The sequence below is a fragment of the Duodenibacillus massiliensis genome, assembly GCF_900128485.1.
GTDB lineage: Bacteria > Pseudomonadota > Gammaproteobacteria > Burkholderiales > Burkholderiaceae_F > Duodenibacillus > Duodenibacillus massiliensis.
The window spans coordinates 158899-171342 of record NZ_LT635861.1; the positions used below are offsets into that span (position 1 = coordinate 158899).

The 12444-nt window shown below is 59.1% G+C and carries 11 protein-coding genes; 3 read left to right on the top strand and 8 right to left on the bottom strand.

Annotated elements, in window-relative coordinates:
- The first annotated feature begins 184 nt into the window (after positions 1-184).
- Genes iscB through BQ7486_RS08185 form a run of 3 tightly spaced genes read left to right on the top strand, consistent with a single transcriptional unit; the run spans position 185 to position 3890 of the window.
- A complete protein-coding gene (iscB, locus tag BQ7486_RS08175; RefSeq protein WP_074009672.1) occupies positions 185-1462 on the top strand; it encodes an RNA-guided endonuclease IscB in 1278 nt (425 codons plus the stop codon).
- A gap of 27 nt (positions 1463-1489) precedes the next feature.
- Positions 1490-3325 (top strand): signal peptide peptidase SppA, encoded by a 1836-nt coding sequence (gene sppA / locus BQ7486_RS08180; protein ID WP_074009673.1) that lies wholly within the window; start codon positions 1490-1492, stop codon positions 3323-3325.
- Positions 3326-3341: 16 nt separating this feature from the next.
- Complete coding sequence (locus tag BQ7486_RS08185; protein WP_074009674.1) at positions 3342-3890, top strand: NADPH-dependent FMN reductase; 549 nt, start codon at positions 3342-3344, stop codon at positions 3888-3890.
- A 122-nt stretch (positions 3891-4012) separates the two neighbouring features.
- On the opposite strand, the gene BQ7486_RS08190 is transcribed toward BQ7486_RS08185, so the two are convergent.
- The 8 genes from BQ7486_RS08190 to napA all read right to left on the bottom strand — a co-directional run bounded on the left by BQ7486_RS08190 (position 4013) and on the right by napA (position 12413).
- Entirely contained in the window at positions 4013-4225 is a 213-nt protein-coding gene (locus tag BQ7486_RS08190) for a type II toxin-antitoxin system RelB/DinJ family antitoxin (protein WP_074009675.1), read from the bottom strand.
- A 160-nt stretch (positions 4226-4385) separates the two neighbouring features.
- Positions 4386-5399 (bottom strand): porphobilinogen synthase, encoded by a 1014-nt coding sequence (gene hemB / locus BQ7486_RS08195; protein WP_022372925.1) that lies wholly within the window; start codon positions 5397-5399, stop codon positions 4386-4388.
- Between the two features lie 21 nt (positions 5400-5420).
- Positions 5421-6068, bottom strand: coding sequence for a ribosome biogenesis GTP-binding protein YihA/YsxC (yihA, locus tag BQ7486_RS08200; RefSeq protein ID WP_022372924.1), 648 nt, complete (start codon positions 6066-6068; stop codon positions 5421-5423).
- A 145-nt stretch (positions 6069-6213) separates the two neighbouring features.
- On the bottom strand, positions 6214-7311 hold the full coding sequence (gene mnmA, locus BQ7486_RS08205; RefSeq protein ID WP_074009676.1) for a tRNA 2-thiouridine(34) synthase MnmA: 1098 nt from the start codon (positions 7309-7311) through the stop codon (positions 6214-6216).
- Positions 7312-7461: 150 nt separating this feature from the next.
- Positions 7462-7893, bottom strand: a complete 432-nt coding sequence (locus BQ7486_RS08210) for a nitrate reductase cytochrome c-type subunit (RefSeq protein ID WP_022372922.1) — start codon at positions 7891-7893, stop codon at positions 7462-7464.
- Positions 7893-8816: a quinol dehydrogenase ferredoxin subunit NapH gene (napH, locus tag BQ7486_RS08215; protein ID WP_074009678.1), complete on the bottom strand. Its 924-nt coding sequence runs from the start codon at positions 8814-8816 to the stop codon at positions 7893-7895. Before napH ends, BQ7486_RS08210 begins: the two co-directional genes overlap by 1 nt.
- On the bottom strand, positions 8816-9568 hold the full coding sequence (napG, locus tag BQ7486_RS08220; protein WP_074009679.1) for a ferredoxin-type protein NapG: 753 nt from the start codon (positions 9566-9568) through the stop codon (positions 8816-8818). The genes napH and napG overlap by 1 nt, the downstream gene beginning before the upstream one ends.
- Before the next feature lie 118 nt (positions 9569-9686).
- Entirely contained in the window at positions 9687-12413 is a 2727-nt protein-coding gene (napA, locus tag BQ7486_RS08225; RefSeq protein ID WP_022372919.1) for a nitrate reductase catalytic subunit NapA, read from the bottom strand.
- Positions 12414-12444: the final 31 nt, after the last annotated feature.

Here is a 12444-nt window from a genome sequence, read left to right on the forward strand (position 1 = left end):
CGTCGCAAGACGGGACGCAAACAGGCATCGCGGGATGTCGATCCTAGTCCCGCGCTCTGCGGTCTGCGGTTAAAAGCTCTGAGAGGTAGGAGCGGTGCTTCAGACAACAAACCCCTTCCAACATTGGCGAAGGATCACCACCGACCGCAAGGTCGAGCAGACGGAGCCCGTGAGGTATCCGTCAATGGAGAACACTTTGAAAGTTTTTGTGTTGAATATGCGCGGGCAACCGCTCATGCCGTGCTCCCCGCCCAAGGCGCGTAAGCTCCTTCGGGCCGGGAAGGCCGTGCCTGTGCGCCGAACGCCCTTTGTGATTCAACTGACGGTGCCGACGGGCGAAACCAAGCAGCCGATCACCTTGGGTGTGGATGCGGGCTACAAGCGTGTCGGCCTGAGCGCAACGACCGCCAAGGAAGAGTTGTTGGCTTCCGAGGTCGAACTGCGGCAGGACGTGACGGGCTTGCTCTCGGATCGCTTGGCACTTCGCCGCGCCCGACGCAACCGCAAGATGCGCTGCCGTGCGCCGCGTTTTGACAATCGCGTTCGATCAAAGCACAAGGGTTGGCTTGCGCCGTCCGTTGAAAACCGCATCCATGCCCATCTTTCGCGCATCGAGGCTGTTTTGCGTCTTCTGCCCGTCACCTCCGTTACCGTAGAAACGGCGGCGTTCGATATGCAGAAGATCAAAAACCCGGAGATTGAAGGCGAAGGCTATCAGCAGGGCGAGCAGCTTGGCTTTTGGAACGTGCGCGAGTACGTTCTTTTCCGCGACGGTCACGTTTGCCAAGCCTGCAAAGGCAGATCGAAAGATCTGATTCTCAACGTGCATCACATTGAGAGTCGGAAAACGGGAGGCGACGCGCCGGGCAACCTCATCACGCTCTGTGAGGCGTGCCACAAGGCGTATCACGCAGGCAAGTTGAAGCAGTTCAGTCCCCGGCGCGGCGCTTCTTTCAGGGCAGAGACTTTCATGGGCCTCATGCGTTGGACGGTGATCAACCGCCTGCGCGAGCGCCATCCCGAATTGCCTGTCACGAATACCTACGGGTATCTGACCAAACACAAGCGCAACGTCGCGGGCTTGCCGAAGACGCATTGCGCGGACGCTTTCTGCATTGCTGGCGTCCTCGACGCAAAACGTCGGGGCGAATACCTGTTTCAGAAACAGACGCGCCGCCACAATCGCCAGATCCACAAGCTGACGATTCTCAAAGGCGGTGTGCGCAAGCGCCATCAGGCTCCGTACCTAGTGCACGGCTTCGGACTCTTTGACAAGGTGCTGTGCAAAGGGGAAGTCGGCTTTATTTTTGGCAGACGCTCCTCGGGTGCATTCGATGTGCGCCGTCTGGACGGTACAAAGATTTCTGCCGGTATTTCCTACAAGAAACTTTCGCTTCTTGAGAAGCGAAAGATGTTTTTAACTGAACTGAGAAAGGAGGGCCGCGATTCCTCCCGCGTCTGAAGACGCGGGTTTCCTCGCGGAATTTCTATGATCAGTATTCTCAAAGGCATCCTTCACGGGTGCTGGACGCTTCTGGACTTTACACGCCGGGCGTTCATGAACCTTATTTTCCTCATTGTTCTGGGCGTCGTGCTCGGCTGGATTGTGCTTGCGCTGCAGACGGAAAAAGCCGCACCCGGCACGGTACTGGTGATTCCGGTTGAGGGGGCGGTAGTGGATTCGCGTCAGTCGGCTTCGCGCGAGAGCCTTCTTGCGCGCCTGACTTCCGAGAGCCCCCGCGAGACGCTGCTGCGTGACGTGGTGGAGGCGCTCGATCTCGCGGCCGCGGACCCCGCAATTTCCGGCGTTTTGATGCGGCTCGATGATCTTGCCCGCATCGGCATGGCGTCGATTCACGAAATCGGCAACGCCATGGACCGCTTTAAGGGAACCGGCAAGCGCATCACCGTCTGGTCCGGCGGCTTTTCCCAGCGCCAGTACGCCATTGCCGCGCACGCAAGCGACGTCTATCTGCACCCGATGGGGCAGGTGATGCTCACCGGCGTGGCAAGCTCGCGCCTTTACTGGGGCGAGCTTCTTAAAAAAGCGGGCGTCACGGTACATGTCTTTAAGGCCGGGGCTTATAAGACGTTTCCGGAACCCTATGTGCTCTCGGCGCCTTCCAAAGAGTCTCTGGAAGCCGACCGCTACTGGATGACGGACGCATGGGCGCAGCTCGCTGACTCCATGCAGCGGGCAAGGGGTCTTATGCCCGGAACCATTTCCGAAATGATTGATACGCTTCCTGCGACGCTTAAGGAACTTGCGGGCGACATGAGCGCCGTGGCGCTTAAGGCCAATCTCGTTGACGGTCTGAAGACCCGCGATGAGGTGAACGACCTGCTGGTCGAGCGCCAGGGCGGCAAAAAGGGAAAAGACAGCTTAAGAACCATCGACTACCGCGATTATCTGGCAGGCAGCCCCGCCTCTGCCGCCAAGGGTAAATTCATCGCGGTTGTGACGCTTGAAGGTGAGATCCGCGACGGAAATTCCGGCTTCGGGGGCGTGGGCGACAGAACGGTTGCCGATCAGATCCGCGCCGTGCGCCTTGAACCGGATGCCGCAGCACTGGTGCTGCGGGTTGACAGCCCCGGGGGGAGTGCCGTGGCAAGCGAAATGATCCGCCGCGAGCTGGAGCTTGTCCGCAAAGACGGCAAACCCGTCGTTGTGAGCATGGGGGATACGGCCGCAAGCGGCGGCTACTGGGTGTCCCTGGCCTCTGACGTGATTGTTGCCGATCCCATGACGATTACCGGCAGCATCGGCGTTTTCGGCATGATGCCCACGTTTGAAAAGACCCTGGAAAAACTATTCGTCGGTACGGGCGGCGTCTCCACGACGTGGCTTGCGGACGCGCGGGATCCCTCGCAGGCGATGGATCCGCGGTTTGAAGCGGTGATGGGCCTGACGGTTGAAAGAACCTACCGGGACTTCATTTCTTTGGTTGCCAAGGCAAGAAAATTGCCGGTTGCCAAGGTCTCGGACCTTGCACAGGGCCGTGTCTACACGGGGCGCCAGGCCGCTCAGCTCGGGCTTGTGGATAAGCTCGGGGGGCTTGAGACTGCCTTTGATGAAGCTAGACGCCTTGCTAAGCTTGATGCCGCTGTAAAGCCCCTGTGGGTGGAGCCGGAGACGTCCTTTATTGACTTCTGGATTGACAGGCTCACCGCGCAGGCCGCAGGTGTCTTTGATATCCGCGGCGCCGTGCGTGAGGCGGTCGGTATCGATCCCTCGGTCATCAAGCCCGTTGTGACGGATTTTTCAGGCCTCGTGCGCCTGCCACAGGAGCCTCTGGCGCACTGCATGTGCCAACCGAATCTGTAAGTTTTGGGAGAAAAAAGTGAAGAAGGTTCTTTTCGTTGTCGGCTCTCTGAGAAAAGATTCCTTTAACCGACAGCTCGCTCAGGAAGCCGCGGCGCATCTGGCAGGAAAAGCCCAAACCGCTTTTCTTGATATTGCGTCCGTGCCGTTTATGAATCAGGACTGTGAAAACCCGGTACTGCCGGCAGTGGCTGAGCTGCGCCGCAAAGTGACCGAGGCCGATGCGCTCTGGATCATGACGCCCGAATACAACCACAGTTATCCCGGGTTGCTCAAAAACGCAGTTGACTGGCTCTCGCGCCCGAGCGATCCCTCCGACCCCGAACGCAAAACGGCGCTTGCCGGCAAGATTGTGGCAGTAAGCGGCGCCGCAGGCGGCAGCGCGGCCTCTTTTGTGCTTGCCAAACTGAAGGAGCTTCTCATGTTTGTGCGCGCTGACGTCGTTGAACCGCAGTGCGGTGTAACGCTTGACCGTGAGGCCTTTACGACCAATAAGCTCACGCTCAAAGACAGCGAAAAGGCGACGCTTCAAGCCGAAGCCGACGCGTTGCTTGCAAAACTCGCCTGATACTCAAACGGCGGCCGTTTGCTGGCTGAGGTTGAGGCTAAGCCCGGATGTCTTCTGATGCCCGGGCTTTTTGTTGCCTTCCGTGAGCTGTGTGCTTCTGCATCGCTGTGCGGGCCTGACTGTCATTCCATCCGTTCTTTGGCTTTCAAAAGACAGGCCGGGTTTTCAGCGGAAAAGAAAGGATCGGCTTTGAGCGGAAACGGCATACCGTTAGAGCGGACGGCCTGTTTAAGAAAAATCGTGACGGCGGTTGAAAGCGGCATGCCGATTTCGGCAAAGAGCATCTCGGCCTGCACCTTGAGGTTGTCGTCAATGCGGACGGTCATCTGAGCCATGGCGGTTTTCTCCTTTGGTTATCCCGCGCATTGTGTCTGATGTGCCGGTCGTCTGCATGGTTTTGCACCAAAACCACCCGGAAAATAAAGCCCGGAAACCGTGAGGCCTCTAGGCTTTGTTGTCACAGCGGAAAGCGACAGGCTTTCCGCTTGTCAGGCATTAATAATTCCAGCCTTCCTTGAGCCAGCGGGCAACATCCAGAGCACAGTACGTGAGGATGCCGTCGGCACCGGCGCGCTTGCAGCAGATCATCGTTTCCATCGTGATGCGCTTTTCATCGATGGCACCGGCCTGAGCGGCAAACTTGATCATGGCGTATTCGCCGGAGACGTGGTAGACGAAGGTCGGGGCCATGAATTCGTCCTTGACGCGGCGAACCACATCAAGGTAGGGCATCCCGGGCTTGACCATCACCATGTCGGCGCCTTCTTCAAGGTCAAGGCCCACTTCCCAGAGGGCTTCGTTACTGTTGGCCGGATCCTGCTGGTAGACGGACTTATTGGACTTGCCGAGGTTGGAGCTTGAACCCACGGCGTCGCGGAACGGGCCGTAGAAGGCGGAGGCGTACTTGGCGGAATAGGCCATGATGCGCGTGTGAATGAGGCCTTCACGGTCAAAGGCGGCGCGGATTTTGCCGATGCGGCCGTCCATCATGTCTGAGGGCGCCACAACGTCGGTGCCGGCGCGGGCCTGCGCAAGCGACTGCTCGATGAGCATCTCAATTGTTTCGTCGTTGAGAATATAGCCCGTCTCATCGATGAGACCGTCCTGGCCGTGTGTGGTGTAGGGGTCAAGCGCAACGTCGCACATGACGCCTAAGTTCGGGCAGGCCGCCTTAATCGCGCGCACCGTGCGGGGAATCAAACCGTCGGGGTTGGCGGCTTCGCGGCCGTCAGGGGTTTTGAGGTTATCTTCAATGTGCGGGAAAAGGGCCACCATCGGAATGCCGAGGCTTTCCATTTCCTGGCACAGCGCCACCATCTCGTCGATCGTGTAGCGGTAGACGCCCGGCATCGTGGGGATGGGTTCACGGTCGTGCTCGCCTTCCTTCACAAAGACAGGAAGAATCAGGTCGTTGGGGGTGACCACGTTTTCACGCATCAGACGGCGCGAAAAATCATCGTGACGCATGCGGCGCATGCGCTTCATCGGATACTGACCCAAAGTCTGCATTTTGTTTGTCCTTCTAAAGTATCAGGCGAGGCGCCCTTCGGGATCAATCCACGAAAGAAGCGTCTCCTGAAGGGGTTCCACCCCTTCTTTTTTCAAACCGGAAAAAAGCTGTACGAAAATATGCGGTCCCGTTTCGCGGGCGCGCTTTTGCGCGGCGGCAAGAACCTTTGCGCGCTCGGCGCGGCTGATCTGGTCGCACTTGTTGATGAGCCAGAGCTGCCGCACGTGCGTCTTGTCGGAAAAAAAGTGAATGAGCCATTCATCGGCCGGCATAAAGGGGCGGCGGGCATCCATGACGATCACCACACCCACCAGACTCGGGCGTTCGGCAATGTAGCCGCCAACGAGCGACGTCCAGCTTGCCCGCATCTGGGGGCTCGCCTTGGCGTAACCGTAACCGGGCAGGTCCACGAGAAACGCGATGTCTTCGCGCCCGGCTTTTTTCCCTTCCCCGGTTTTGCGGGAGAGGTTAAAAAAGTTCACCAGCTGCGTGCGGCCCGGCGTTTTGGAGGCAAACGCAAGCCGCCCCTGCCGGGTGAGCACATTAATGGTGGTGGATTTGCCGGCGTTGCTGCGTCCGGCAAAGGCAATCTCGGGCAGTCCGGCCGGGGGCAGTTGATTGACCTGCGCGGCGGACGTCAGAAAACGGGCGGATTCAAACAGCGACACGATGAAACTATCCTAAAACACGTCAGGCACAGACAATATCCTGTGCCATTAACCCTGTATGGTATCAGGACTTTCTAACACGAAAGTTAAGTTTTTTTGCTCAAAAACCTTGTTAAAGCTGAGAAAAAGCCTGCCTTTCGGGCAATCATGCTTCAAAGGGCGCAACAGTATCGATAAAGCCCCCGCCGAGACACACATCTCCCGCGTAAAGCACGGCGCTTTGCCCCGGGGTTGCCGACCACTGCGGATCAGGAAACGTGAGGCTCATGGTGCCTTCAGCCGTATCTGCGGCGGCAATGACGCAACTGCCGTCAGGCGCCCTGTAGCGGGTTTTCACCGTTACGGGGTCTCCGGGCAAAGGCGCTTTTCCCGACACCCAGCTGCAGTGCACGGCGGTCAGCGCCCTTGTGAGAAGCCTCGGATCATCGTGCCCCTGCACGACGATGAGCGTATTGGTCTTGAGATCCTTGCCGGCAACAAACCAGGGTTCGCCGTTACCGTCGCGGCTGCCGCCGATACCGAGGCCCTTGCGCTGCCCGAGCGTGTAAAAAGCGAGGCCCATGTGCCTGCCGACGGTGCGTCCGTCAGGCGTCTTGATCGGGCCGGGTTCGGTCGGCAGGTAGCGGTTTAAAAATTCCCGGAAAGGGCGCTCGCCGATAAAGCAGATCCCGGTGGAATCCTTTTTCGCTGCTACCGGGAGCCCGATCTCGCGGGCAATGCGGCGTACGTCCTTTTTGTACATGGCGCCCACGGGGAAAACGGCCTTGGAGAGCTGCGACTGGTTGAGCCGGTGCAGAAAGTAGCTCTGATCCTTCCCCGGATCGGTGCCTCTCAGTAGTTCAAAGCCGTTTTCCGTTTCACGCACCTGAGCGTAGTGGCCGGTCGCGATATGATCCGCCCCCATGCGCATGGCTTCGTCCAAAAACGCCTTGAATTTAATCTCGGCGTTACAGAGCACATCGGGGTTGGGGGTGCGGCCCGCGGAATATTCCCGCAAAAAGTCGGAAAAGACGCGCTCCTTGTACTCCTTGGCGAAATTGACCGCCTCGAGGTCAATGCCGATCACGTCAGCAGCGCTTGCGGCATCGATAAAGTCCTGGCGGCTTGAGCAGTATTCGCTGTCGTCATCGTCTTCCCAGTTTTTCATGAAAAGCCCGGTGACGTTGTAGCCCGCTTTTTTCAGAAGGTAGGCGGACACGGCGCTGTCAACGCCGCCGCTCATCCCGATAACCACATTACGCATTGTGCAGAGTGCCTGATTTTTCAAAGAAATTTGAGTCTCAAATTATAGAGGCCGAAAGGAGGCAAAAAAACGCAAAACGGCCCAAGGCCGGAGAGAAGGCCATCCTCCCCGGCTCCGGGCCGCTGCTGTCGGTCAGAGCGCTTAAAAAAGTTAATGCAGCGTTCCGACGAGGGGTTCCACCTCAGCCTGCGGTGCGTGGCAAAGCAGGCACTCGTAGCGCGAGGGATGCATCACTTTCTTGCCGTCCACGGTCGTCCAGTGGGTTTCGGGCATTGCAACGGGCTCACCCTTTACTTTCTTTGCGCCGATTTTCGCGGTATCAGCGTGGCACATCATGCAGGGGTTGGAGTCCTTTGTGATGCGGAAGTTCTTCACATCATGCGGAATCATTGCCGGCATCCCGTACTGCGTTTCGCGATAGAGGCCCCCGTTCATCGTAAAGGGCTTGGGCGAGGGCGTGGCAAAGGGCGAAGTCTTCTCAAGGCTCATGCTGTCGATGTCGACGGGCTGAGGGCTCGAGCAGGCACCGATCAAAGCAACGGCGGCCACGGCCGCGGCAAGGGTAAGAATACGTGCTTTCATCATTGTCTCCTGTTGGTTGAATTGTTTTCCGTGTCCGGGAGAACCGCAATCACTTTGCGGCCCAACGGACGCACGCCGAACGTGAGGGCTTTTTCCGGACATACCGCGACACAGCGGCCGCAGTTGGTGCATTCCATTCCGGTGATAAAGCCGCGTCCGGCAGCTTGGTTGAAGTTGATGACACCGGGTTCGGGGCAGACTTTCAGGCAGTCCCCGCACCGGGTGCAGAGTGAATCGTTGAAAACGGGTTTGATGACGCCCACCTTCCCGGCGCACGACCAGAAGGCTCCCAAAGGACAGAGGTGTCCGCACCAGCCGCGGCGGACAACCAGCAGGTCCAGCGCGAAAACACCCAAAACGGCACTCGCGCCCCCGAGGCCGAACCCCCAGATGACTTCGCGCCAGAGCCAGGCCTGAGGACTTATCCACTCAAAGGCAGCGGACCCGGTCACGGCGCTCGCAATAAGCGCGCCCAGCGCCACCGCATAGCGGGTTTTGCTGCTTAAGCGCACCCAGTCGGTTTTGATCCCGAGCTTAACGCGCACCCAGTCGGCAAAATCCGTCACGGAGTTCATGGGACAGACCCAGGCGCAGAAACTGCGGCCTCCGAGAAGGATGTAGCCCGCAAGAGCAAGAAGGGCACCGACGATGAGCGTCACTTCCGGCATAAGCCCTGCGGCAAGCTTTTGGATGAGCGCAAAGGGGTCCGAGAGGGGAATGGTCCCCAAAACGAGACTCGCGCTTAAGTCACCCGAGAGAATCGGGCGCCCCAAAAGCGTCCACCCCAGACGCGCCGTTCCTGCAAAGAGCGCAAGAACCGCAAGCTGCGCGATGCGCCTTGCAATCTCAAAGCGGTATCGCACAAACCAGCCCGACAACGACTTCGGGGGCTCGGCGTGACGCACGGCTTTTTTCTGTGTCATCACAGGCCCTCCTCAGAGTTGAGGTAGTCAAGGCCCGCAGGGGCGACAGGCGCGGTTTGTGGTGCCGCGTCTTTGGCCGGAATATGCGGGTGATGCGGCTGGTTGGTTTTCCAGCTTAAGCGGTAATGTTCGCCGATGCGGCCCAAAAAGCTCTTACGCTCAAGAATGTTGATCGCAGAAACTTCCGTGGGGCAGCTCTTCGTGCACATGCCGCAGCCCGTGCAGTGATCCGGATCGATCGTGGGCACAAAAACGGCGTGCTTGGAGATCTGACGCGGATGCGGCACGAGCGTCAAGGCCTTGTCGCGCACGGGGCAGACGCGCCAGCAGACTTCGCAGCGAAGGCCCTGCCAGGACAGGCACGAGACGGGATCAACCGCGGCAATGCCCATTTGCGCTTTTTTGATGTCCTTCATCCGGCGGTTAAGAGCCCCTGACGGGCACACTCTCACGCAGGGGATGTCTTCGCACATCTCGCAGGGCACGTCGCGCGGTACAAAGTAGGGGGTTCCAGCCGGGGCAGGATCCCCGATACCGGCGAGTTTGAGCGTCCCGAAGGGGCATGCCTTTACGCACAGCCCGCATTTGACGCACAGGTCCGTAAAGTGCGCGGTTGCTCCCGGCGGGGGCGGAGCCCACGCCGAGGAGCGGGCCTGGCGCACAAGTGCGGTCATGCCGGCAGCGGCCGCAAGCGCCACACCTGCGGCCTCAAGCGTAACTCCCAGCGCTTCGCGTCGAGTGACTTTAAGCATTGTTACTGAACCTTAGGGGCGTAGGCGAAAGGGCGGGGCGTATTCCGCCCGAGTCCCTTTCTTTGGCGCATCCCGCAGACACTGTCCGCAGGATGCGCACGAACACCCGTTTTCCTCTTTACGCGCGCGTCACGTAAACCGCGGCCTTCTTGTAGTCGGGTTCGGCCGAGATCGGATCGGTGGCGTCGATGCAGAGCTTGTTGACCTGCACGGCTTCATCGAAGAACGCGAGCCACACCGTTCCCTTCGGGCACTTCCAGCGGCCCTGCGTTTCCACAAGCGCCTTAATCGAACCGCGGCGGCTTGTGATCTGCGCGAGGTCGTTGCGCTTTAAGTTACGGGCGGCAGCGTCAGAGGGGTTCATGTAAAGAACGGCTGAGGGCGCAGCGCGGTGCAGTTCCGGCACGCGGCGCGTCATCGAACCCGTGTGCCAGTGCTCAAGGATACGGCCCGTGCAGAGGTTGAGGTCGTACTTCGCATCGGGCACTTCCACCGGAGCCGCGTACGGACGGAAGAAGATCTTGGCGCGGCCCGGCAGCGGTTTCGGCGTCTTATCGGTGATGCCGTCGAGGTTACCCTGCGGAATTGCCTTCATGAGTTTGCCGTAGAACTCGAAGTCGCCGGTCTTCACAAACGGGTCGTACTTGGCGTTGAAGCGGTAAGCGGTTTCCTTGCCGTTAACAACAGGCCAGGTGAGACCGCGCACCTTCGGGTCCATGTAGGTGTCAAAGTCCGCGAGGTCATGGCCGTCGCCCAGGGTGAACTGACGGTATTCGGCGAAAAGCGCTTTTTCCGGGAACCAGGTGACGCCCAGGGCTTCGGCGGTGCAGTTTCTCTCATTCGGGTACTTCGGATCAGGCCACGGGCAGTTCTTCACGGTCTTCATGCCGGCGTACAGCACGTCGTAGAGCGTGGCGTCCGGGCTGTACCCCATGGCCTTGGCGCCTTCGAGAACGTTCGGAAGCGTCTTCTTGCCCGCCTTTTGTTCCTTCCAGCATTCGCTGATTTTGAAGCGCTTGGCAAGCTCCATCATCATCCAGATGTCGCTTCGGGCTTCACCCGGAGGCAGCACCATCTGATGCCACCCCTGCGTGCGGCGTTCGGCGTTGCCGTAAAGGCCCCATTTTTCAAAGATCATCGCGACCGGCAGAATCAGGTCGGCGACCTTGGCAGAGAGGGTCGGATAGGCGTCTGCGACCACCACAAAGTTTTCGGGTTTGCGCGCGGCTTTGAGCCAGTGGTTCGAGTTCGGCGTGGACTGGAAGATATTGACGACCTGCGTCCACATAAAGTTGATCGAGCCGTCTTCAAGACCGCGCAGAAGGCCCATCACGGGTTTGCCCAAAACCGGGTTCAGGGTTCCTGCGGGCAGATTCCAGAGACCTTCGGTCTTCTTTTCATGCGCTTTGTTGCCGACGAGCATATCGGCAGGGAGCCGGTGCGAGAACGCACCCACTTCACGGGCCGAGCCGCAGGCAGAAGGCTGACCGGTGAGCGAAAATGCGCCGTTACCCGGGCGGGCCTGCTTGTTGGTGAGAAGATGCAGGGCGTAGATCTGTTCGTTTACCCACACACCGCGCACGTGCTGGTTCACACCCATGCACCAGAAGGAGAGGATGTCACGCTTCTTGTCGCAGAAGGTGTCGGCCAGATGCACGAGCTTTTTCTTGAAGGATTCGAGCGACTCGTCGGGATCGCCCTTGGCGAGTTTGGCGACGAAGTCCAAGGTATAGGGTTCAAGACCGCGCTTATATTCTTCAAAGGAGATGTGCCAGTGGCCGCCCGCGGGCTGCTTCTGCTCAACGACCTGACCGGCCTTGCGGCGCTGGCCGACGGCTTCTTCCGGGGTGAGCGTAATCTTGAGCTGCTTTTCCTGCGTGTCTTTTTCGGCTTCAAAGGCAAACTTCGAGGTGGGGCGCATGCCGTAGCCGATATCAACGGTACCCGTGGCAAAGACGCAGTGCTTCGTGATGAAGTCCTGGTCATAGGCCTTGCGGCGCACGATTTCGCGGGCAACGTAATTCAAAATCGCAAGATCGGTGTTGGGCTTAAAGACGATTTCGGTGTCGGCCATGTTCGAAGACATGTTCGACGCCGTCGTCAGATTGATGATGCGGGTGTCCTTGTGCGTGAGCTTGCGGTCCGTGACGCGGCTCCAGAGGACGGGGTGGGCTTCGGCCATGTTGTTGCCCCAGAGCACCATCGTGTCGCACTTTTCAATATCGGCGTAGATGTTGCTGGGTTCGTCAACGCCGAAGGTCTGATAAAAGCCCACAACGGCGGAAGCCATACAGAGGCGCGCATTCGGGTCAATGTTGTTGGAGCGGAACCCGGCCTTCATGAGTTTACTGGCGCAGTACGATTCCGGAATCGTGTACTGGCCGGAACCGACGATGGCGATGCCTTCCGGACCCTTTGCCTGGTAGGCGCGGCGCAGCTGTTTCTCCATTTCGTCGAGAGCCTCTTCCCAGCTCACCGGCTCAAAGCGCCCGTTCTTGTCGAATTTGCCGTTCTTCTTACGCATAAGGGGCTGCGTGAGGCGGTCCTTGCCGTAGAGAATCTTGGCGTTGAAGTAACCCTTAATGCAGTTAAGACCGCGGTTCACAGGGGCTTCGGGGTCACCCTTGGTGGCCACGACGCGGCCGTTGAGGGTACCGACCTGCAGGCCGCAGCCCGTGCCGCAGAAGCGGCAGACGCCCTTTTGCCAGCGGATGCCGGCATCAGCCTCGGCCGCAGCCTGCGCGGCAACCGGCGTAATGGGAATACCGACGGTGGCGGCGGCACTGGCGGCAACACCCGCCTTCATAAGGTCTCGGCGGGATAAAGTCTGAGTATTCTCCTGCATAAGCTTCTCCTGAGGGGTAAATGGGATAAGG